Here is a 22,350-nt window from a genome sequence, read left to right as displayed (position 1 = left end):
TGCCGGCATACCGGGTGCGCACGCTCACGCCATCACGCTCCTGCCCTGCACGCGCAGGCGGCGCCGCCGCGGCGCCGCCTCGCCAGTAGTGTACACTAGTCGCCGGGTTGCCGTTCGCGGCGCGGCGGCGGCCGCGGCGGATCCGCTGCGGCGCGCCCGCCCAGGACATCTACGCATCCCGACAGGAGCCCGCCGATGCACCTGGGGTTGTCCACGAGCGTGCTGGGCCTGCGCGCGCTCCCCGAGGGACTCGCGCTGCTCGCCGAGTGCCGCACCGACGGGGCGCCGTGGGTGGAGATCCACGGCTACGTCACCGAGGAGTTCGACTACGCGGACGCCGGCTTGGTGGCCGCCACCGCCCGGGCGCTGGCGCGCCACGGGCTGCGGCTGTGGTCCTGCCACAGCCCGGCCGGCCCGCCGCTGGACGTGACGGCGCTCGACCGCGAGGTGGTGGCGACCTCGCTGCAGGTGATGCATCAGGCCATGCAGGCCGCCGCCGACCTGGGCGCGCAGGTCTTCGTCTGCGACGCCATGGGCCGCAGCCCCCAGACCTCGGAGGAGCGGGCCGCGCGGCAGGCGGTGCTGGCGGAAAGCGCGGCGCAGCTGCAGGAGGACGCGGACCGGCTGGGGCTGCGCCTCGTCATCGAGAACCACTCCTGGCCGGAGGCGGTCTTCAAGACGCCGCAGGACTTCCTCGCCCTGGCGGGCCGCCCGGGCCTCCACCGGCTGGGGGCGTGCTGGGACACGGGCCACGGCTGGATCACCGGCCAAGCGCCGCACACCGCCGCCCGGCTGGGCGCCCGCCTCGTCACCCTGCACGTGCACGACAACACCGGGGAGCGCGACCTGCACCTGGTCCCCACGGAGGGGACGGCGCCGTGGGAGGGGTTCGTCCCCGTCCTGCGCGCGGCGGGCTACGACGGCCCGCTGATGTTCGAGCTGGGCGCGCCCCACCCCGCCACGCCTGAGGCGGTGCGGGCGGTGCTGCGCCGCGCCGTCGCCGCCTACCGCCGCCTGCTGGCGGACGCTACGTGAACAGGATGCTCACCGACTGGTGCTCGTGGATGCGCCGGATGGCCTCGGCCAGCAGCGGTGCGGCGGAGAGGATGGTGAACTTCGGCAGGCGCCGGTCCCCGGGGATGGCCACGGTGTTGGTGAGGATGACCTCGCGGATCTCCTCGCGGCTCAGCCGCTCCAGCGCCGGGCCGGCCAGGATGGCGTGGGTGGCGCAGACGTAGACCTCGCGCCGCGCCCCCGAGCGCACGAGCACGTCCACGGCGTTGGCCAGGGTGCCGGCGGTGTCGATGATGTCCTCGATCATGATGGGGGTGCGCCCCTCCACCTCGCCGACGATCTGCACCGGCTCCTTCACGTCCTTGCCCACCCGCCGCTGGAAGATGATGGCCAGCGGCAGGTCCAGCCGGTCGGCCAGCTGCTTGCTGCGCTTCACCGCCCCCTCGTCGGCGGCGACGACCACGGCCTGGCGCAGGCCCTTCTCCCGCAGGTAGTCGGCGAAGAGGGGCATCGCCCGCAGGTGGTCCACCGGCACGTTGAAGAAGCCCTCGATCTGCCCGGCGTGCAGGTCCACCGTCAGCACTCGGTCCGCCCCGGCCGTCACCAGCAGGTCCGCCACCAGCCGCCCGGTGATGGGCTCGCGCGGCGCATCCTTCTTGTCCTTGCGGGCGTAGCCGTAGTAGGGGACGACCGCGGTGATGCGCCCCGCCGAGGCCCGGCGGAGCGCGTCCAGCATGATGAGCAGCTCCATGAGGTGCTCGTTCACCGGCGGCGAGGTCGGCTGGACGACGAAGACGTCCTCGCCCCGCGCGTTCTCCTCGAAGCGCACGTAAATCTCGCCGTCGGCGAAGCGGGTGATGGTCACCCGCCCCAGCGGAATCCCCAGGTACCGGGCGATCTCCTCGCCCAGCCAGCGGTTGGCCGTGCCCGCGAAGAGCTTCAGGCGTCCGCCGGGCTGCTCAGCCATCACCCCGCCTGCTGCCCACGTCGGCTCCGGCGCAGACGTGCCTAGCGGGCTTCCACGAGGAACTTGATGGCGGTGCGCTCCTCGCCGTCGATCTCCACCTTGGTGAAGGCGGGGATGGCGACGAGGTCGATGCCGTTGGGCGCGACGAACCCGCGCGTGATGGCGATGGCCTTCACCGCCTGGTTGACCGCGCCCGCCCCCACCGCCTGGAGTTCGACGGCTCCCTTCTCGCGCAGGACCGCCGCCAGCGCGCCGGCGACGGACTTGGGCTTGGAGTCTGCTGAGACCTTGAGCACCTCCGGCATGGTCGGCGCCTCCTTGTCCCGCGCCATGGACGACGTCTGCTGCGTCCCCTCGCTTATCATTGTGCAACTGCCGCCCGGCACCGGCCACTATTCCGGCCCCAGGAAAGGAATTCCTCTCCCCCGGGGTGCCGCCCCCGCGTAGAGGCGGGCGGCCAGCTCACCGGCCGCCGCGGCCCGGGCCTGCATGGCCGGCAGCGCGCTCCGCAGCCGGGCGCGCACCGCCGCGTCGGTGGCGGCGGCCACCACCGCCCCCGCCAGGGCGTCCGGCTCCACCGCCAGCGGCAGCGGGTCGGGGAGGCCGAGCTCCCGGCAGAGGGCCCCAACCTTGGGGTCGTAGGCCAGGCCGACGAGCGGGGTGCCCGCCCGGGCCGCCAGGATCAGGGCGTGCAGCCGCAGCCCCACCACCGCCGTCGCCCGGGCCGCCAGGGCCAGCACCTCCTCCGGGACGGGCGGCGGGTCGAGGAGGACCCCGCCGGCGGCTGCGGCCACCCGGGTGGAGAGCGCCAGGTCACGGCCGCGCTGGAAGGGGAGCGCCACCACTCGGGCCCCCAGCCGCCGCGCCGCCTCCCGGAGCCCCGCCTCCAGCGCCCCCACGAACCGGTCGCCGCTCCAAGGGCGCACGGCCACCAGGAGGAGCGGTTCCCCCTCCCCCACCCCGACCGAGCGCAGGCGAGGCGCGAGAGCTTCGGGGGGCGCGGGGTCGAGCAGCCAGACCGGATCGGCGACCAGGGTGGGGCTGCGGCGCACCCTGAGGGCCGCCAGGAGCGAGCGGGAGTCGGCGTCGCGCACGGTCACGACGTCCACGCGGTCCAGCACCCGCCGGACGAGCCACCGTACCCAGCCCCGGCGCAGCGGCCCGACCCCCTGGGCGTAGACCATCGTCCGCGGGACGCGCGCCGTGGCCAGCGCCAGGACGCCCAGGTAGTAGAGCGCGCTGCGGGCGCTCGTGGCGTCCTGCAGGAGCGACCCGCCGCCGGAGAGGAAGAGGCGGGCGCGGCCGAGCGCCCGCCACACCGCGCGCGGGTCGGTGCGGTGGACCGCCGCCACACCGTGGGTGGCGGCGGTCTCGGCCGGCCGGGCCGAGAGGACGGTGACGGGCAGGTCTCCGAGCCGGGCGCGCAGGGTGCGGATCGTGGCGGACAGCACCGCCTCGTCGCCCAGGTTGCCGAAGCCGTAGTAGCCGGAGAGGACGATTTCCTCGCGAGGCACTCCGGTTACGGCGCGGGCGGCGGCGCGGCCCGCACCGGCAGCGGCTCGGGGGGCGAGGGCAAGAGTCCGACCCGCCGGCCCATCCCCACCAGCAGGAGGGCGGCCGCCCCGCCGAGCAGGGAGCCCAGGACCAGCGCGTTCAGCGTGCGCCACAGCACGATGACCAGCGGCGTGTGCAGGTGGGAGAAGGAGTTGATCATGCCCGCCTGCCCGATCGCCCCCACGGCCGCCAGCGGGAGCGCCCACCCGCGCAGGCCGAGCGCGGCCGCACTCCCGGCCAGGACGAGGGCCGGATGGCCGATGAGGAACTCCTTGGTCCGCGGGCGGGCCACGAGCGCCTGCTCCAGCAACAGCCGCAGCCGTTCCTCCAGCGCGAGCACGGGCAGGCCGAAGTTCCCGCTGCGCGCCAGCAGGATCACGGCGGCCACGCCGACGAGCAGGGCCACCGCCGCCGTCCGCAGGCGCAGCGGGCGGTCGAGCCACGCCCACGCCGCCCGCACCGCCGCCTGGGGGCTCGACGCCGGGCGGGCGGCGAGGGCCAGCAGCCCGAGGGCCAGGGCCGGCGGCAGGACGTGGGCCACCTTGACGCCCAGGAAGACCTCCACGGCCATCATGAAGGGCCAGGCCGTCAGCAGGCCCGCCACCAATCCCCCCGCGACGATGCTCACCCCCGTGGCCTGCCAGAGCACGAGCCACCCCCGCGCCACAAGCAACCCCGGCGCCGGCGGACTCCCCCGGGCCTCCTCCTGCAGCGGCAGGAAGACCGCCAGCGTGGCGCCGGCGATGGCCGCACCGAGGGCCAGGAGCTTTCGCCACAGGGTGAAGAGGCCGGGGGCCAGCAGCGCGAGCCCTGCGGTGGCCATGACGCCGGCAGCCACCAGCCCGAGGAGCGGACCCTCCCGCACGGGCAGGCCGCTCACCCGCAACCCCTCCCCCAGCAGGACCGCTCCCAGGGCACAGGCGCCGGCCGCCACCAGGAGGAGGAGCACCCGCGGGTACCGGACGGGCGGCAGCGGCTCCGGCCGGCCGACGCGGAAGCCCCGCGCGCGCAGCTCCCGCACCAGGTCGCCCACGAAGGCGCGGTTCACCTCCAGGGGGTCCACGCCCGCCGGCGTGGCGGTGAAGGGGCGCAGGTAGAGGAGGCGGATGTGGCGCTCCAGCGCGGCGCGGACGTACTTGTCGCGGGCGGCCGGCGGGGCCAGCGTGGCCAGCTCCTCGGGGGTGATGCTGAACAGGCGCAGGACGGCGGGCTGCATCAGCGCGGTGAGGCGGTCCTCGCCGCGCTGGCGCCGGCGGACGGTGAAGACCTCGATGCGGCCGAGGCGGTGGCCCAGCGCGCGCAGCCCCGCGGCGGCCTCGGGGATGAGCCGCTCGTAGCCCAGGACATCCGCCCCCTCGAAGACGACGGTGCGCCCCTGCCCCACCGCCGCCAGGCGGCGCAGCTTCCCCGCCAGGCCCTCCGCGGTCAGCCCGCGGTAGTTGCGCACCCGCAGGACGACGTCGAAGCCGCGGGCCCGCGCCACGGCCACCTCCTCCGGGTGGAACCCGAGCCCCACCTCTTCCAGGTCGCTCTCGGTCCCCAGCACTTCCAGGAGCCCGCCCGTCCGGCGGACGCGCCCCGCGCCCAGGACCGCGCGCAGGCCGGCCTCCACCCACCCGGCCAGGTGCGGCGCGGGCACGACGTAGACCGCGCCGCGCCGCAGGCGCCCCGTGGCCAGCACCGCACGGAAGGCCGCCGGGACCGTGCCGGCCCGGGATGCAGCCAGGAGCGCGCTTCCAGAGGTGTAGTAGAGGTCTCCCCGGTCGCGGAGCCGCCGCAGGGTCGCCTCATAGAGCGCCAGGGAGCGCGCCCCCTGGGCCCGTAGCTCGGCCAGCAGTCCCGCCGGTGAGGTCCCCTCGCGGACGGCCAGTTCCTGCCAGGCTTCCCCGTCGAGGATGACGTCCACCGTGCGCCCCTGCGCCTCCAGCCGCCAGCGCAGCCCCAGGATGGCCGCCGCGGCGAGGAGGCCGACCAGCAGGACGGCGGTGAGCCGCGGGTAGCGCCTCATCGGGTCGTGACAGCCACGGCGATGCGCGCCGCCCCGTCGTCCACCCGGACGTCGGTGATGCGCGCCGGCACGGGCAGGTCCCGGAGGTCGAGGAGGGGGTTGATCGCCCCCACGAGCGCGTTGCCGAACTCCCCGGGGACGACCAGGCCGCTCAGGGTGAGGGTGCGGACGTGCAGCCCCACCGTGGTGGGCCCGGTGGCCACCAGGCGCCCCTCCAGGCGGACGTGCAGGGGCAGCTCACGCGCGAACCCCTCCAGGCGCACGTCGCCCTCCACGGTGACCATGCCGTCGTCCAGCGTCACCGCGGCCGCGGAGACCCCCTTCGTCTCCCGCAGGAGGCGCTGGAGGTCCGCCTGGGTGAGGACGACCTCGCCCTCCCCCGAGGCCACCGCGCGCAGGACGAACTGCCGGCGCAGGTAGAGGCGGGAGGCGTCGACCTCCACACCGCGCAGGTCGATGCGCAGCCGGTCCACGGGGATGCGGTTCACCACGGCGCTCCGGACGTCGGCCCGCACCTGCCGCAGCCGGCCGGTCACCGCGCCGCCAGGGGTCGTGCGTACCACCACCTGCGGCCGTCCCTGCAGTGAGCGGGCCAGCGCCGCTTCGAGACGCCAGGCCACGAGCGAAGGGAGCCCGGCGCCAAGGAGGAGCGCCAGGACGACGATCGCCCCGGCGATCCAAAGGAGCGGGCGCGGCGGGCGGCCCATCCCCGGCCTACGCCCGGGCCCCCGCAGGCTGGCGCAGGAAGGCGTCGATGAAGCGATCGAGGTCGCCGTCCAGGACCGCCTGGGCGTCGCCAACCTCCACGCCGGTGCGGTGGTCCTTCACCAGCTGGTAGGGGTGGAGGACGTAGGAGCGGATCTGGTTCCCCCAGGCGGCCTCGCGGTGCTGGCCGCGCAGCTCGGAGAGGGCCTGCCGCTGGCGCGCCTCCTCGAACTCGAGGAGGCGGGCCCGCAGGATGCGCAGCGCGTTGACCTTGTTGGCGTGCTGCGAGCGCTCGTTCTGGCACTGCACGACGATCCCGGTGGGCAGGTGGGTGATGCGCACCGCGGTCTCCACCTTGTTCACGTTCTGCCCGCCGGCCCCGCCCGCCCGGTAGGTGTCGATGCGCAGGTCCTCCTCCCGGATCTCCACGTCGACCTCCTTCGGCTCCGGGATGACGTCCACCAGCGCGAACGAGGTATGCCGTCGGCGCGCCGCGTCGAAGGGGGAGATGCGCACCAGGCGGTGCACCCCACGCTCGCCGCGCAGGTAGCCGTAGGCGTAGGGCCCCTCGACGATGACGGTCACGCTCTTGATCCCCGCCTCCTCGCCCGGGGAGAGGTCGACGATCTCCGTGCGGTAGCCGTGGGTCTCGGCCCAGCGCAGGTACATCCGCAGCAGCATGGCCACCCAGTCGGCGGCCTCGGTGCCGCCGGCCCCGGCGTGGATGGCGAGGATGGCGTCGTCGCGGTCGTGGGGGCCGCCCAGGAGCATCTCCCGCTCCAGCCGGTCGACGGCCTCCTGCACCGTCCGCGCCTCCCGGACCAGCTCCTCCACCGCCAGCGTGCCCGGCTCCTCGGCCGCCAGCTCAAGCAACACCTCCAGGTCGGCCAGGCGGCAGGTCAGGTCCTCGACGGCCTCGACCTCGGCCTGCAGCGTGCTCAGCTCGCGCCCCAGGCGGCGCGCCTCGTCCGGATGATTCCACAGGGTGGGGCGCTGCATCGCCGCTTCCAGCTCGGCGATGCGGCGCCGCTTCAGGTCGGGGTCAAAGATGCCCCCGGATGGCGGCGAGTTTCCGGCGGGCGCCCTCGGTGACGGCCCGCAGCTCCTCCAGCGTCACGGCGAACTCCTTGGTCACAGCCCTGACTTCACGCTCCACTACGGTCCCATTATAGCGCCTCTATAGCGCCTCGTCGCGCACGCGGGCGTGCGTCTGCGCGCCTGCGGTCCTCAATCGGGTGCTCCGCCATGAGTCGCCCCGCCGACCGCCGGCCCGGCCACGGGCCTGGCTACAGGCGCACCCCGGGCAGCGCGGCGAGGAGGAGGAATCCTGCCGCCCGGGGGAGGGCGAGACCGACCGCGTCACCGGTCAGCCACCGGATCAGGCCGAAGAGGACGCCGGTGAGCAACGCCCAGAGCATCGCCTCCTGCGTCGTGCTCCCCGCCAGCAGGAGCGCCGGCAGGGCGGAGAGCGCCACCGCCGCCGCCGGACCGCGCCAGGCCCGGGCTGCCTCGAAGACCGCCCCGCGCAGCCAGAACTCCCAGGCCACCCCGGCCAGCAGCAGCTGGGCGCCCCCCACCGCCCACCCCGCCCCCGGTGGAGCGAGCCGGAGCGGTATCCCGTGCCGGCTGAACGCGCCAAGGAGCGTGCCCCCGAAGAGGAGCACCACCGCCGAGCCCAGCGCCGCGCTCAGCAGGACCGATCGCCCGGTCGGCCTGACCCCGAAGGCCGCACTCGCCGCGGCCACCGCCAGCGGCAGCACCCAGGCCGTCAGCGTCCCGTCCCCGGCCCCCGGCGGCCACACCGGGGCGGGCTCCCCTCTCGCCCATACCGGCACGAATCCGGCCAGGACGAGGGCACCGGGGAGGAGCAGTGCCGCTCCCAGGCGCCGCAGCGCAGGATCGCCGCGCACCGCCCCCACGGCCTCCCGGAGCGGGAGGAGCAGGAGGAGCGCGGCCGCCAGGGCCGCTGGCGCGACGAGCCACCCGCCCCGCAGGTAGGGGGTCGTCACCGGGGGGCTGAGCGGCGCCCGCACGATCCCCGCGCGGCCGAGGCCCAGCGACCCCCGCACGTGTCCCAGCGGGTCGACGATCATGGAGATGCCGGTGTTGGCGGCGCGCACCACGCTGCGCCCCGTCTCCACGGCCCGCACCGCCGCGAAGGCGGCATGCTGCGCCGGGCCGGCGGTGCGGCCGAACCACCCGTCGTTGGTCACCACCACCAGCACGGCCGCCCCCCGCTGCGCCGCGCGCAGGGACGGGAGGGCGAAGGCCGATTCATAGCACACCGCCACGCCCAGGCGGCCGAGCGGCGTGGAGACCGGGTCGGTCCAGCGGCCCGGGGTGATGCCGGCCTCGCCGAACGGGACCAGGCGCCGCTTGGCGTAACGGCCCAACGCCTGTCCCCCGGAGAGCACCGCCGCCGTGTTCTGGGCGGTGGTACCCACCTCCAGGCTGGTGGCCACGACGACGCGCTCTGGCGCCCACGCGGCGACGGCGGCCAGCGCGCCGGCCGGGCCGAAGAGGTTCACGGGGACGGCGCTCTCGGGGAAGACGATGAGCGCCGCTCCGTCGTGCGCGGCGCGCACCGTCAGGTCGCGCATGCGGTCGAGCTGCCCCCGGCGCGTCGCCGCGTCGCCCTTCAAGAGCGGGGGGACATTGGGCTGCAGGGCGGCCGCCACCGGACCGGCGGGCAGGGCCCACCCCGCCCGCCACGTCCCGAAGAGCAGCCCGGCGGCCAGCAGGGTACCGGCGGCGGCCAGGGGTCGCCATGGCACGGGCCTGCGCACCAGGGTGACGACCAGGACGTTGCCGAGGACGACGGCCAGCGAGACCAGGTGCACCCCGCCGAGCGCCGCCAGCTGGAGGGCCGGCAGGACGCGGTGCTGGCTCACGCCGAGGAAGCCCCAGGGGAAGGCGAGCGGCCCTTCCGCCCGCACCACCTCCACCGCCGTCCACAGCAGCGGGGCGAGCCACAGCGCCGCCTGCGGCCGCCGCCAGGCCAGGTGCCGGACGGCCCAGGCGAAGAGCGCCGGGTAGAGCGCCATCACCGCCACCAGTACCACCCACGTGGCGACGCCGAAGAGGGGGATCCAGCTGAGCAGCAGCCCGAACCAGACCCATCCGCCCAGGTAACCCAGCCGGAAGGCCGCCCGCGGCGTGCGCCCCTCGACGGCCAGCAGCAAGGGGACCAGCGCCACCCAGGCCAGCAGGCCCCGGTCGAGCGGCGGGAAGGCGGCGAAGAGCAGCAGGCCGCTCAGCGCTGCCAGCGCGGACGGCAGCCACAGGGGACGGGCGATCCTGCCGGTGCGGCCGGCGGGGGATGCGGCGGGGTCGGCGGGGGTGGGGCCGGGGCCGGCGCGCCCCGCGTTCAGGCCTCGCGGCCGTGGCACTTCTTGTACTTCTTGCCCGAGCCGCACCAGCAGGGGTCGTTGCGCCCCAGCTTCCGCCCCGGCCCGCCGCCGCCGCCGGAGGGGCGGGGGCGCGCCGCCGGGGAGCCGCCGCCGTCCGGCGGGCGGTTGGTGACGAGGGCCGGCACCCGGCGCCGCACAGGGGCCGGGGCGGGCGTGCCCGGCTCCACCTGGACCCGGTAGAGGAGGCGCAGGGCTTCCTCCTGGATGTCGCGCAGCATCGCCTGGAAGAGGTCGTAGCCCTCGCGCTGGTACTCGATGAGCGGGCTCACCTGAGCGTAGGCCCGCAGGCCGATCCCCTCGCGCAGGTGGTCCATCCGCTGGAGGTGGTCGATCCACTTGCGGTCGATGACCTGCAGGAGCACCAGGCGCTCGATCTCGCGCATCGCCTCGGGGCCCACCTCGCGCTCCTTGGCCTCGTAGGCCTCCAGGGCGCGCGCCACCAGGCGCTCCTCCACCTCCTCGGCCGTTCCCCGCAGCTCGTCGAGGGGAAGCGCGGCCAGCGGCGGGGCCAGCGCCGCCGCGGCCTCCCGCAGCCCCTCCAGGTCCCACTCGTCCCGGGGGACGCCCTTGGGGCAGTAGGCGGCCACCAGGTCGGTCATCAGGCGCTCGATCATGTCGACGACGTTCTCGCGCAGCTGCTGGCCCTGCAGCACCTTGCGGCGCTCGGCGTAGATGACCTTCCGCTGCACGTTCATCACGTCGTCGTACTCGAGCACGTGCTTGCGGACGTCGAAGTGGTACTGCTCGACCTTCTTCTGGGCGGCCTCGATCTGGCGGGTGACGAGGGCGTGCTCGATGGGCGTGTCCTCGTCGATGCGCAGCCGGTCCATCCAGGCGGCCACGCGCTCGCCGCCGAAGATGCGCATCAGCTCGTCGTCCAGGGCGATGTAGAAGCGGCTGCTCCCCGGGTCCCCCTGGCGTCCGGCGCGGCCGCGCAGCTGGTTGTCGATCCGCCGGGCCTCGTGCCGCTCCGTGCCGATGACGTGCAGGCCCCCGAGCTGCCGCACCCGCTCCGCCTCGGCGGGGTCGGGGGGGTTGCCCCCCAGGATGATGTCCACGCCGCGGCCGGCCATGTTCGTGGCGATGGTCACCGCCCCCAGCCGCCCGGCCTGGGCGATGATCTCCGCCTCGCGCTCGTGGTGCTTGGCGTTGAGGACCTGGTGGGGGATGCCGCGCCGGCGCAGCAGCTCGGAGAGGTGCTCGTTCTTTTCGATGGAGCGCGTCCCCACCAGCACCGGCCGCCCCTGGCGGTGCCAGTGCTCGATCTCCTCGACCACCGCTTTCCACTTGGCCCGCTCGGTCTTGAAGACCAGGTCGGGGAGGTCCTGCCGGATCATCGGGCGGTGGGTGGGGATGACCACCACCGGCAGGTTGTAGATCTTCTGGAGCTCCTCCTCCTCCGTCTTGGCCGTGCCGGTCATGCCGGCGAGCTTCTCGTACATGCGGAAGTAGTTCTGGAAGGTGATGGTGGCCAGCGTCTGGCTCTCCCGCTCGATCTTCACCCCTTCCTTGGCCTCGATGGCCTGGTGCAGCCCGTCGGCGTAGCGCCGGCCGAACATCAGCCGGCCGGTGAACTCGTCGACGATGATCACCTGGCCGTCCTTGACCACGTACTCCACGTCCTTGTGGTAGCAGGCGTGCGCCCTGAGCGCGTTGTGGATGTGGTGCATCAGGTCGAAGTGCTCCGGGTCGGCCAGGTTGTCGATGCCGAGCAGGCGCTCGACCTTGGCCACCCCCTCGTCGGTGAGGGTGGCGTTCTTGAGCTTCTCCTCGACGGTGTAATCGACGCCCGGCTCCAGCCGGCGCACGATCTGGGCGAACTGCCGGTAGCGGTCCGACGGGGCCTCCACCATCCCCGAGATGATCAGCGGCGTGCGCGCCTCGTCGATGAGGATGAAGTCCACCTCGTCAACGATGGCGTAGTAGAGGTCCCGCTGCACCATGTCCTCCAGGCGCAACACCATGTTGTCGCGCAGGTAGTCGAAGCCGAACTCGTTGTTCGTCCCGTAGGTGATGTCGGCGTGGTAGGCCTCCCGCCGGCTGATGGGGCGGAAGTGGTTGAGGCGGTCGTCGTGGTGCGGGTGGGGGTCCTGGTAGGCCGGGTCGTAGAGGCCGCTGAACTCGTGGCCGATGGCCGCCACGGAGAGCCCCAGGGCGTGGTAGATGGGCCCCATCCAGCCGGCGTCGCGGCGGGAGAGGTAGTCGTTCACGGTGACGACGTGCACGCCGCGGCCGAGCAACGCGTTGAGGTAGACCGGCAGGGTGGCCACGAGGGTCTTCCCCTCGCCGGTCTTCATCTCGGCGATCTTGCCGCTGTGCAGCACCGCCCCGCCGATGAGCTGGACGTCGAAGTGGCGCAGCCCGATGGTGCGCTTGCTGGCCTCCCGCACGGCGGCGAAGGCCTCGGGGAGGAGCTCGTCCAGCGCAGCCTGGGCGGCGGCGCGGCGGCGGTCCTCGGGCACGTCGGCCAGCGCCGCGGCCAGCCGGGCGCGGAACTCGTCGGTCTTCGCCCGCAGCGCCTCGTCGGAGAGGCGCTCGTACTGGGCCTCCAGCCGGTTGACGGCCTCCACCACCGGCTGCAGCCGGCGCACCTCGCGCTCGCTGGCGTCGCCCAGCAGCCGCTGCAACAGTCCCATGACGTCTCATTATAGACGACCCGATAGACGACCCGGCCCGGGGCGCCGGGTGTAGGCGGGCCGGCCTGGTGGCGGCGGCTAGCCTGGCCACCCGTCGGGCATAGCGGCGCCGGGCCAGCCTCGGGTGGGCGGCGGGGGTCAGGCGCTGCCGCCGCGGACGGGCCCGACGGTCCAACTCGTCCCGGGACGAGTTCCGTCCCCCCGGAAAACTCCGCGAGGCGGACGATCGTAAGGATGCCATGACCACATCCCTGCTCGCCGCCGCCGCGCGGCTCTCTGACACCGACCTCCTCGTCCGCGTGCAGCACCTTGCCGCCCGCGAACGAGAGGCCACCGTCGCCCTCATCGTCCACCTGGGCGAGCTAGAGGCACGAAGCCTCCACCTGACGCAGGGCTACGCCTCGCTCTTCGTCTACTGCACCCAGGGGCTGCGGCTCTCGGAACACAGCGCCTACAACCGCATCCAGGCGGCCCGGCTGGCCAGGCGCTTCCCCGTCGTCCTGGAGCGGTTGGTCGACGGCGCCCTGACGCTGGCCACCCTGCGCCTCCTCGCCCCCCACCTGACCCCGGAGAATCACTTGCAGCTGCTCGAGGCGGCCGCCTACAAGAGCAAACGCGAGGTCGCGGAGCTGGTGGCCCGGCTGTCCCCACAGCCGCCGGTCCCCACCCTCGTCCGCCGCCTCCCCGTCAGAGCCGGTCTTCCCGGGCCACCTTCACACCCTGCAGGAACGGAGCAGACCACCGAGGCCACCTCACCGCTCGGGCCAGCAGCGCAGCGGGGATCCCCGGCCTCGTCGGCCCACGCCCCTCCCCTGGTCTTGGCCGCCTCGTCGGCCCCCGCCCCTCCCTCGGTCTTGGCCGCCTCACCGGCACGGTTGGGGCCGGGAGCACCAGCGGCTGCGCGCCGGGCGGTCATCGCCCCGCTCGGGCCGCAGCACTACAAGATCCAGTTCACGGCGAGCGCCGAGACCTGCGCCAAGCTGCGGCAGGCCCAGGCCCTAATGCGCCACCAGGTCCCCGACGGCGACGTGGCCACCATCGTGGACCGCGCCCTCACCGCCCTCCTCCGGGAGTTGACCAGGCGGAAACTCGGAGGTGCACAGCGCCCCAGGTCGGTCGCCCCTCTTCCGGGGACTACTGTGCCTGCCGCAGCCAGCCAGGCACCGGGCGCCGGCCCGCGTCCGGGGGAGCCGTCTCCCCTCGCGACCGGGGACCCCGGAGACGTGCCGGCCCCCACGGATGCCGCCAGCCGTTCGCGTCACATCCCCGCCGCCGTGCGCCGTGCCGTCTGGGACCGGGACGGAGGCCGCTGTGCGTTCATCGGCCAGACCGGCCAGCGCTGCACCGAGGTGGCCTTCCTGGAGTTCCACCACGTCGTGCCATACGCCACCGGCGGTCCGGCAACCGTGCAGAACATCCAGTTGCGTTGCCGGGCCCACAACCGCTATGAGGCCAGGTCGGTCGAGGGCCCCGGCCCCGCGCCCCCTCGCCGCGGCCCCGCGCCCCCTCGCCCCGAGACGAGTTGCCCGCGACCGAAGCCTGCTGCCCCAGGTCAGGTCGTGGCGGAGTGTGCACCTCCTGGCGGTGCACCATCGTCGGGAGACTGTCAGGGCGTCTCTTCCCTCGCCGGCCGGGGACGCGGCCCGCCGGTTCATGCACCATGACAACGAGCCGTGGCCGCTAGCGTGGGCGCCCTGCGGCCAGCCAGCCCACCGGGCGGTTGAGCGCGTTGAGGATGGCGCGGACCATGGCCTCGCGGGGGTCGTCCCGCACCACGGACGAGCCGCTGAGGACCTCCTCGTCCTGGCCGGCCAGGGTCACGACGGCGACGGCCACGTCCCGATCGCCCACGCGTACGACCGCGGCGCCGTCCAGGACCAGCATCCCGCTCGCCCGCAGGAAGACTTCGACGGCGCGCAGCGTGGCGGTCGCGACCAGCTCCAGCCGGCTGCGGGTGGTATTGGGCCCCGAGGCCACCCCCTCGTAGCGCAGGCCGCGGTCCTCCAGGTGGACCTTCACCTCGCAGGTGCCGTGCAGCGAGGCGACGGTGAGGCCCACGAACTTCAGCCGCGCCTGCGGGGCGGGGACGCCCGTCTCGGCGCCGCGCAGGCCCGCCACGCGGATCTGCCGGGGGTCGACCTGCAGACCCAGCTCCGCGGCCAGCGCCGAAGCCACTTCCATGGCGATGAGCTTGGGGCTGCGGTCCGCCTCGCCCAGGACGTGGATCACCTCCAGGCGGCCCTGGGCGTCGGCTTCGGCCCGCACGGAGAGGACGCCGCGCAGGCGGCGGATGACCTCTTCGGCCTGCCGGGTCACGGCGCCACCGTCGCCCTGCTCCGGAGCACGCTGCGTGCGCTCCATCCCCTGCCTCCCCTCCGCGCGTCGTTCCACCTGCCCCGCGCCGACCGGCTTGGCGCGGCGGCCTATTCCGGCGCGATCAGGCCGTAGTCCCCCGCCCGGCGGCGGTAGAGGACGTTGACCTCGCCCGTCTCCATCCGGCGGAAGACGAAGAAGTCGTGGCCCAGCAGCTCCATCTGCATCATCGCCTCCTCGACCGTCATCGGCTTGAGGGCGAACCGCTTGGTGCGCACGACCTCGGGCGGCAGCTCCGCCGGCGAGCCGCGCCGCGCCGCCTCGGAGGCGGCGCGGCGGCGCTGTTTGGTGCGCGCGGCGTCGATCCGGCGCTTGCGGATGAGCCGGCTGCGCACCCTGGCCACCTGCTTCTCCAGCTTGTCCACCACCCCGTCCACCGAGGCCCGGGCATCCGCACTGGCCTGCTCGCCGCGGAGCACGACGCCGTCCCCCCAGATCGTCACCTCCGCCCGGTAGCCCTGCCCCCGGGAGGACCGCCCGTGGCTGAGGACCACCTGGGCCTGGGTGATCTGGTCGAAGTGGCGGCGCAGGCGCCCGAGCTTGCGCTCGACGTAGCGGCGGAGGTCGGGCGTCACCTCGACGTGGCGCCCCTGGACAATGACCTGCAGCGGCTCAGCCTGTCGGGGCCGGGGCACGGGAGTCCTCCATCGCAGCAGGATCGGGGATGGACACCGGTCTGGTCCGAGAGAGACTTCGGCTGCGAGGAGGGAAACTCCTCGGCCCCTGCGGGGTCCGGTGGCGACGTCCACGACCGCACTGGCGGCGCGCCCGCCCGGCCCCAAAGCCGCGCGGCGCCCCGGCCGCCGCCGGGACGCCGCGCCAGGCGCCCGCCGGGCCACCCGGATCACTCCATGATGCGGACGACGTTGGAGGCCTGCGGGCCGCGCGCGCCCTCGACGATCTCGAACTCCACGAGCTGGCCTTCCTCGAGGGTGCGGAAACCTTCCATCTGGATGGCGGAGTAGTGGACGAAGACGTCCCGCCCGTCGTCACGGGCGATGAACCCATACCCCTTTTCGGGGTTGAACCACTTCACCTTTCCGCGGTACGGCATGCGCTGTACGCCTCCCACTCCCCGTCGCGGCCGGGCCGCGACGCGCCCCTCGGGGGCGGAAAGTCCCCGGCGTGCGTACCCCAGCCCTCCTTTCCGCCGGCGAATGTTGTTGCAGACATGTGCATATTCTGCATCCAGGCAGCGCCTCCCTGCCGCGGGCTCCGCACCTGGGCCGTTGCGCACCCGGGCCGCGGCGCACCCGGGCCGCTCCCCACGCGGCCGCTCGTCACGCGGGCCGGGGACGGCCGGGGTGGAGCTGCTCGTACATCCGGATGGCGAAGCGGTCGGTCATCCCGGCCAGGAAGTCGCACACCGCCCGGGGCAGGGGCTCCGCCGGATCGCGGTCAGGCAGCGCCTCAGGGTGCTCCAGGAAGTGCGCGAAGAGGGCGTGCACGACGACGCGGGCGCGGCGGACGTCCGCGGCGGCGTGCGGACCCAGGTAGACCCGCGCCGTCAGGAAGTCCTTCAGGCGGTCCAGCGCCTCGCGCACCGGGTCGCTCAACCGGATGGGGCCCTCGGCGCTGTGGGTCACCAGGTCGCGGACCACAGTGTCGAGCCAGGCGCCCCGGGCGCGTCCCAGGACCGCCACCACCGCAGGGGGAACCTCGGCTTCGGCCATCAGCCCGGCCCGCACGGCGTCGTCCATGTCGTGGTGGACGTAGGCGATGCGGTCGGCCAGGCGCACGACCTGTCCTTCCAGGGTGGCCGGGAGCATGCCCTCGGCCGCCCCCAGGTCGGCCAGGCCCTTGGAGTGCCCGCCGATGCCGTCGAGCACCTCCCAGGTGAGGTTGAGTCCGCGCACCTCCGTGCCGTCGGCGCGGCGCCGCCGTTCCAGCTGGCGAACGACGCGCAGCGACTGCTCGACGTGGTGGAAGCCGCCGTAGGGCGCCATCGCCTCGTGCAGGGCCGCCTCCCCGGCGTGGCCGAAAGGCGGGTGGCCCAGGTCGTGGCCCAGCGCCACCGCTTCGGTGAGGTCCTCGTTGAGGCGCAGCACCCGGGCCACGGTGCGGGCGATCTGCGCCACCTCGAGCGTATGCGTCAGCCGCGTACGGTAGTGGTCGCCCTCGGGGGCCAGGAAGACCTGGGTCTTGTGCTTCAGGCGGCGGAAGGCCTTGCTGTGCAGGATCCGGTCGCGGTCACGCTGGAAGGCGGTGCGGAGGTCGTCCTCCGGCTCGGGGACCGCGCGCCCGCGGGAGGCGGCCGCCAGCGCGGCGCCGGGGCGCAGCCAGCCGCGCTCGCGCGCCTCGATGGCCTCGCGAGGGGTCATCCCGACGGCGCCGGGCGCGCGAGGAACCGCTCAGACGTCCCTGGCCACCGCCACCCGCTCCCGCAGGGCCGCCTGGGCCGCGGCGAGACGCGCGATGGGGATGCGGAAGGGCGAGCAGGAGACGTAGTCGAGCCCGATCTGGTGGCAGAACTCCACCGAGGCCGGGTCGCCGCCGTGCTCCCCGCAGATCCCCACCTCCAGGGTGGGGCGGGTGCGCCGGCCGAGCTGTGTCCCCAGTTCCATGAGCTTGCCCACCCCCTGGCGGTCGAGGACCTGGAAGGGGTCCTCGGTGAAGATGCCGCGCTCGATGTAGGCGGCCAGGAACTTGGCCTGGGCGTCGTCGCGGGAGAAGCCGAAGACCGTCTGGGTCAGGTCGTTGGTCCCGTAGGAGAAGAACTCGGCCAGCTCGGCGATCTGGTCGGCCACCAGCGCCGCCCGCGGCAGCTCGATCATCGTGCCGAACAGGTAGCGCACCGGAACGCCCGACTCCCGCACCAGGCGCTCGGCGATGGCGGCCAACTGCTGGTGCACCACGCGCAGCTCGTTGGGGTGCCCGACCAGCGGGATCATGATCTCGGGGATGACGTCCGTCCCCTCGTCCCGCTTCAACTCGATGGCGGCCTGCAGGATGGCCCGCACCTGCATCTCGTTGATCTCAGGGTAGAGGATGCCCAGCCGGCACCCGCGCAACCCGAGCATCGGGTTGACCTCGCGCAGCTCCTGGACGCGCTGCCGCAGGGCCCGCAGGCGCTCCAGCCGCTCGGGGTCGGCGGCGGGCACCCCCAGGCGCTCGCGCTGGTCGCGCAGCCACGCCGACTCCTGTCCGGTGAGCTCGATACGGGTGATCTCCTCCACCAGCTGCTCCAGGGGCGGGAGGAATTCGTGCAGCGGCGGGTCAAAGAGGCGGATGATCACCGGCCGCCCGGCCATCTCCCGGAAGAGGCCCTTGAAGTCCTCCCGCTGCAGCGGCAGGAGCTGGTCCAGGGCCGCCTGCCGCTCCTCGCTGGTGCGGGCCATGATCAGGCGCAGGTAGATGGGCTGCCGCTCGGCCTTGGTGAACATGTACTCGGTGCGGCACAGCCCGATCCCCTCGGCGCCGAACTCGCGGGCCTTGCGCGCGTCCTCCGGGTAGTCGGCGTTGGCCCGCACCCCCAGGCGGCGGAACTCGTCGGCGTAGCGCAGGAACTCCTCCACCTCCCCGCCCAGCTGCGGGTCGACCAGCGGCACCGCGCCCAGGAGGATCTCCCCGGTGTTGCCGTCGATGGTGATGACGTCCCCCTCGCGCACCACGGTACCGTCGACGCGGAACTCCCCGCGGGCCTCGTCGATGCGTAGCGCTTCCGCCCCCACCACCGCCGGCGTGCCGATGCCGCGGGCCACGATGGCGGCGTGGCTCGTCATGCCGCCCCGGCCGGTGAGGATGCCCTGGGCCACGAGCATGCCGTGGACATCGTTGGGGTTGGTCTCCTGCCGCACCAGGATGACCCGCTCCCCGCGCCGCCCGCGTTCGGCAGCCACGTCGGCGTCGAAGACCACCGCCCCCTGGGCCGCGCCCGGGCTGGCCGCCAGCCCGCGGGCCAGCACCCGCCTGGGGGCGTGGGGGTCGACCTGACGGTGGAGGATCTTCTCGAACTCGTGGGCGTCGACGCGCAGCACGGCCTCCTCCCGGGAGATCAGCCCCTCGCGCACCATGTCCACGGCGATGCGCACCGCCGCCTGGGCGGTGCGCTTGCCGGCGCGGGTCTGCAGGAGGTAGAGGCGGCCGCGCTCGATGGTGAACTCGATGTCCTGCACGTCCCGGTAGTGCCGCTCCAGCAGGGCGCACACGTCGAGGAGCTGGCGGTAGGCTTCGGGCAGGTCCCGCTCCAGCTCCGCGATGGGCTTGGGCGTGCGCAGGCCGGCCACGACGTCCTCGCCCTGGGCGTTCAGCAGGTACTCGCCGTAGACGCGCTTCTCCCCCGTGGCCGGGTTACGGGTGAAGGCCACGCCGGTCCCCGAGTCGGCCCCCAGGTTGCCGAAGACCATGGCCTGGACGTTCACCGCGGTGCCCAGGTCGTCGGGGATGCGGTGGTGGCGGCGGTAGGTGACGGCCCGCGGGTTGTGCCAGGACTCGAAGACGGCGCGGATGGCCATGGTCAGCTGCTCGAGGGGGTCCTCGGGGAAGGGGCGGCCGAGCTGCGCCTCCACGAGCGCCCGGTAGCGACGCACGAGCTCGCGCAGGTCCTCGGCCGTCAGCTCCACGTCCAGCGCCACCCCCCGTGCCTGCTTGAGCTCCTCCAGCGCGTGCTCGAAGAGCTCGTGGCGCAGCCCCAGCACGACGTTGCCGAACATCTGGAGGAAGCGGCGGTAGGCGTCGTAGGCGAAGCGCGGGTCGCCGGTCAGCCGTGCCAGCCCCTCCACCGTCTGAGGCGTGCAGCCCAGGTTGAGCACGGTGTCCATCATCCCGGGCATGCTGAACTTGGCGCCCGAGCGCACGGAGAGCAGCAGCGGGTTCCGAGGGTCGCCGAAGCGCTTACCGGTGCGCTCCTCCACCACCGCGAGCTTCTCGCGCACCTCGTCCAGCAGGCCCTCGGGGAACTGCCGCCCCGCCCGGAAGTAGGCCAGGCAGGCCTCCGTGGTGATGGTGAAGCCGGGCGGGACGGGCAGGCCGATGCGGCTCATCTCGGCGAGCCCCGCCCCCTTCCCGCCGAGGAGGTCGCGCATGGTCGCGTCGCCCTCCTCGAAGAGCATCGTCCACCGGCTCCGCGTCTGGGGCGGGCGCTCCTTCACCTCAGCCATCTCATCCCTCCGTCCGGCACCGGATGCGGGCCTCGCGCCGCCGATGCGCGGTCATCGCGCCGCCGATGCAGGTGCACCGCGACGCCGATGCTATGATGGGAGGCGGCGTGCCGGATGGCAAGGCACGTGCTCGACGTCCCGGGAGAGCGGCTCACGACGCGGGGGCCGGCGCCTTCGCCCCGGCCAGGTGCTCCCGGATCCACGGGACGAGCTCCGCCATGCGGACGCGCTCCTGGCGCATGGTGTCCCGGTCCCGCACCGTCACCGTCTCGTCCTGGCGGGTTTGTCCGTCCACGGTGATGCACCAGGGCGTGCCGATCTCGTCGAAGCGCCGGTAGCGCCGGCCGATGGAGCCGCTCTCGTCGTACTGGACGAACCAGTACCGCCGGAGCTCGCCCGCGAGCTCCCGGGCGATCTCCGGCAGGCCGTCCTTGCGCACCAGCGGGAGGACGGCGGCGGTAATGGGCGCCAAGCGCGGGTGGAGGTGCAGCACGACCTCCGTCTCCCCCTCCCCGTGCTCCGCCCGCCCGCCGGGGTACTCCCGGTAGGCGTCGGCCAGGAAGGCGAGCATGGCACGCTCCAGCCCCATGGTCGGCTCGATGACGTAGGGGACGTACTTGGTGCGGGTGGCCTCGTCGAAGTAGGTGAGGTCCCGCCCGGAGAACTGCTGGTGGCGGCTCAGGTCGTAGTCGGTGCGGTTGGCCACCCCCGCCAGCTCGCTCCAGTCGAAGGGGAAGCGGTACTGCAGGTCCACCGTGCGCTTGGAGTAGTGCGCCAGGCTCTCCGGCGGGTGCTCGTAGCGGCGCAGGTTGGCCGGGGCGATCCCCAGGTCGAGGAAGAAGCGCTCCCACGCCTCCAGCCAGTGGTCGAACCAGGCGGCGTCGGTGCCCGGCTGGACGAAGTACTCGATCTCCGCGATCTCGAACTCCCGCAGGCGGAAGAGCCACTTCCCGTGGGTGATCTCGTTGCGGAAGCTCTTCCCCATCTGGGCGATGCCGAAGGGGATCTTGAGGCGCGCCACCTCGGCCACCGCCTTGAAGTTCACGAACATCCCCTGCGCCGTCTCCGGGCGCAGGTAAGCCAGGTCCCCCGTCTCCTCGGTGGAGCCCACGTAGGTGCGGAACATCAGGTTGAACTGGCGCGGCTCGGTCAGGCGGTGCGCGTGGTCGCGGGCGGGGGGGATCGCCTCGTCGGCGCGGAAGCGCTGGTGGCAGACGACGCACTCCACCAGCGGGTCGGTGAAGGACTCCTCGTGCCCGGAGGCCTGCAGGACCTCCCGGCGGGTGATGAGGGCGCTCTCGATGGGGACGACGTCGGGGCGCTGCTGGACGAAGCGCTCCCACCAGGCGGCGCGCAGGTTCTGGCGGAAGAGCGCGCCGAGCGGCCCGAAGTCGTAGATCCCCCCGAGCGGCCCGTAGATCTCCGCCGAGGGGAGGACGAATCCCCGCCGCTTGGCCAGGTTGGCGATCTTCTCCAGGCTGTCGAGCGGGACCGGCATGCCCTGAGTATAGCGACGCCGCCCGCGCGCAGGCGACGGGGCCGGTGGGGGGTGTTAGCCGATACCGAGCGGCTCGTCCTCGCGCAGCTTCCGCGTGATGGGGGTGGGCACGCGCGCGAGCAGCGTGGCCAGGGCAAAGGCGGCCAGCCCGCCCAGCGCCCAGGACATCGGGAGCTCGATCACCCGGTTCTCGGTCTTGATCCGGAGGTGCCCGGGGGTCCCCGGCGAGACCACCTGGCGCGCTTCCTCCAGTGCTGTCCCCAGCTCCATCAGGGCCCGCTTGGCCCGCTCCAGGTCGATCTCCATCGCCCCACCTCCGTGTCTTGACTATACCCCCATTCCGCCGGCGCAGTCATGGTGGCGGGAAGCGGCCCATCACCGCCGGGCTGCGCAACCGCATCTCCAGCCGGTGCTCCGCGTAGCCGCGCAGGAGGTCGAGCAGCCGCTCGGGCCGGGGCGGGGTGGCCGCGGGGACGGCCGCCGGAGGGGCCGTGAGCAGGCGGGACAGGGCGGCGGCCTCCTCCGGCCGCAGGGGCACGGCCTGCGGGTCCCGCCCGGCGCAGGCGGGGCAGACCACCCCGCCCAGGGCGTGGCTCCAGCGCACCCCTCCGCCGGGTGGGCGGCCGCACCGGGCGCACGCGGTCAGGTGGGGCTCGAACCCGGCCAGGCTGACCAGCTGCAGGGCGAACCACAGGGCGCCCCGGAGGGCATCGTCCTCCGCCACCAGGTGGAGCGCCGCCACGAAGCGGTCGAAGAGCGCCGGCAGGGCCTCGCGCTCGGGGACGGCAGCGTCGAGCAGCTCGCCCATCAGCGCGGCCAGCCCGAAGCGGTGCAGGTCGGTGCGCAGCGGGGCCAGGGCCGCCACGACCTCGGCCTGGGCCACCACGTCCAGCGAACGACCGTGGGCCAGGAGGAGACGGAGGTGGGTGAAGGGCTCCAGCCGGCCGGCCAGACGGCTCGTCCCCCGCCGGACGCCCCGCGCCGCCGCGTCCACCTTGCCGTGCTCGCGCGTGTAGAAGGTGATGACGCGGTCGGCCTCCCCCAGCGCCCGCCGCCGCAGGACCACCCCTTCCGCCTTGTAGACGC

18 protein-coding genes are annotated in these 22,350 nt (G+C 74.0%); 2 read left to right on the top strand and 16 right to left on the bottom strand.

Going from position 1 to position 22,350, the window contains the following annotated elements; all coding sequences use genetic code 11:
• Positions 1-195: 195 nt before the first annotated feature.
• Complete coding sequence (locus RB146_12585) at positions 196-1,035, top strand: sugar phosphate isomerase/epimerase family protein (protein ID MDQ7829806.1); 840 nt, start codon at positions 196-198, stop codon at positions 1,033-1,035.
• On the opposite strand, the gene RB146_12580 is transcribed toward RB146_12585, so the two are convergent.
• The 8 genes from RB146_12580 to secA all read right to left on the bottom strand — a co-directional run bounded on the left by RB146_12580 (position 1,028) and on the right by secA (position 12,294).
• Entirely contained in the window at positions 1,028-1,981 is a 954-nt protein-coding gene (locus tag RB146_12580) for a ribose-phosphate pyrophosphokinase (GenBank protein ID MDQ7829805.1), read from the bottom strand. The two genes, RB146_12585 and RB146_12580, sit on opposite strands and share 8 nt — an antisense overlap.
• 41 nt (positions 1,982-2,022) lie before the next feature.
• A complete protein-coding gene (locus tag RB146_12575) occupies positions 2,023-2,286 on the bottom strand; it encodes a stage V sporulation protein S (GenBank protein MDQ7829804.1) in 264 nt (87 codons plus the stop codon).
• A gap of 87 nt (positions 2,287-2,373) precedes the next feature.
• Positions 2,374-3,495, bottom strand: coding sequence for a polysaccharide pyruvyl transferase CsaB (csaB, locus tag RB146_12570; protein MDQ7829803.1), 1,122 nt, complete (start codon positions 3,493-3,495; stop codon positions 2,374-2,376).
• A 5-nt stretch (positions 3,496-3,500) separates the two neighbouring features.
• Positions 3,501-5,543: a DUF5693 family protein gene (locus RB146_12565; GenBank protein ID MDQ7829802.1), complete on the bottom strand. Its 2,043-nt coding sequence runs from the start codon at positions 5,541-5,543 to the stop codon at positions 3,501-3,503.
• A complete protein-coding gene (locus tag RB146_12560) occupies positions 5,540-6,250 on the bottom strand; it encodes a DUF2993 domain-containing protein (GenBank protein MDQ7829801.1) in 711 nt (236 codons plus the stop codon). Before RB146_12560 ends, RB146_12565 begins: the two co-directional genes overlap by 4 nt.
• 7 nt (positions 6,251-6,257) lie before the next feature.
• A protein-coding gene (prfB, locus tag RB146_12555) for a peptide chain release factor 2 (GenBank protein MDQ7829800.1) occupies positions 6,258-7,308 on the bottom strand; the annotation gives its coding sequence in 2 pieces (ribosomal slippage) (positions 6,258-7,292 and positions 7,294-7,308; 1,050 coding nt in all).
• Between the two features lie 226 nt (positions 7,309-7,534).
• A complete protein-coding gene (gene lnt / locus RB146_12550) occupies positions 7,535-9,637 on the bottom strand; it encodes an apolipoprotein N-acyltransferase (protein MDQ7829799.1) in 2,103 nt (700 codons plus the stop codon).
• On the bottom strand, positions 9,616-12,294 hold the full coding sequence (gene secA / locus RB146_12545) for a preprotein translocase subunit SecA (protein ID MDQ7829798.1): 2,679 nt from the start codon (positions 12,292-12,294) through the stop codon (positions 9,616-9,618). The genes lnt and secA overlap by 22 nt, the downstream gene beginning before the upstream one ends.
• 239 nt (positions 12,295-12,533) lie before the next feature.
• Between secA and RB146_12540 the strand changes: the two genes are divergently transcribed.
• On the top strand, positions 12,534-13,958 hold the full coding sequence (locus tag RB146_12540; GenBank protein ID MDQ7829797.1) for a hypothetical protein: 1,425 nt from the start codon (positions 12,534-12,536) through the stop codon (positions 13,956-13,958).
• Between the two features lie 16 nt (positions 13,959-13,974).
• On the opposite strand, the gene RB146_12535 is transcribed toward RB146_12540, so the two are convergent.
• From RB146_12535 to recO, 8 genes are all read right to left on the bottom strand, one after another.
• Positions 13,975-14,655: a hypothetical protein gene (locus tag RB146_12535; GenBank protein ID MDQ7829796.1), complete on the bottom strand. Its 681-nt coding sequence runs from the start codon at positions 14,653-14,655 to the stop codon at positions 13,975-13,977.
• Between the two features lie 62 nt (positions 14,656-14,717).
• Positions 14,718-15,302: a ribosome-associated translation inhibitor RaiA gene (raiA, locus tag RB146_12530; GenBank protein ID MDQ7829795.1), complete on the bottom strand. Its 585-nt coding sequence runs from the start codon at positions 15,300-15,302 to the stop codon at positions 14,718-14,720.
• A 209-nt stretch (positions 15,303-15,511) separates the two neighbouring features.
• Positions 15,512-15,721, bottom strand: coding sequence for a cold shock domain-containing protein (locus RB146_12525; protein MDQ7829794.1), 210 nt, complete (start codon positions 15,719-15,721; stop codon positions 15,512-15,514).
• A gap of 226 nt (positions 15,722-15,947) precedes the next feature.
• Positions 15,948-16,988: a deoxyguanosinetriphosphate triphosphohydrolase gene (locus RB146_12520; protein MDQ7829793.1), complete on the bottom strand. Its 1,041-nt coding sequence runs from the start codon at positions 16,986-16,988 to the stop codon at positions 15,948-15,950.
• Positions 16,989-17,018: 30 nt separating this feature from the next.
• Positions 17,019-19,766: a pyruvate, phosphate dikinase gene (ppdK, locus tag RB146_12515; protein MDQ7829792.1), complete on the bottom strand. Its 2,748-nt coding sequence runs from the start codon at positions 19,764-19,766 to the stop codon at positions 17,019-17,021.
• Positions 19,767-19,917: 151 nt separating this feature from the next.
• Complete coding sequence (locus RB146_12510) at positions 19,918-21,264, bottom strand: glycine--tRNA ligase (protein ID MDQ7829791.1); 1,347 nt, start codon at positions 21,262-21,264, stop codon at positions 19,918-19,920.
• A 54-nt stretch (positions 21,265-21,318) separates the two neighbouring features.
• The gene (locus RB146_12505) at positions 21,319-21,570 is read right to left on the bottom strand and encodes a hypothetical protein (GenBank protein ID MDQ7829790.1); all 252 of its coding nucleotides are present in this window, start codon (positions 21,568-21,570) and stop codon (positions 21,319-21,321) included.
• A 46-nt stretch (positions 21,571-21,616) separates the two neighbouring features.
• On the bottom strand, positions 21,617-22,350 hold a 734-nt coding region (recO, locus tag RB146_12500), incomplete at its 5' end, for a DNA repair protein RecO (GenBank protein ID MDQ7829789.1).

The organism is Armatimonadota bacterium, assembly GCA_031081585.1.
GTDB lineage: Bacteria > Sysuimicrobiota > Sysuimicrobiia > Sysuimicrobiales > Humicultoraceae > Geohabitans > Geohabitans tengchongensis.
This window is presented reverse-complemented; position numbering and strand designations above follow the sequence as displayed.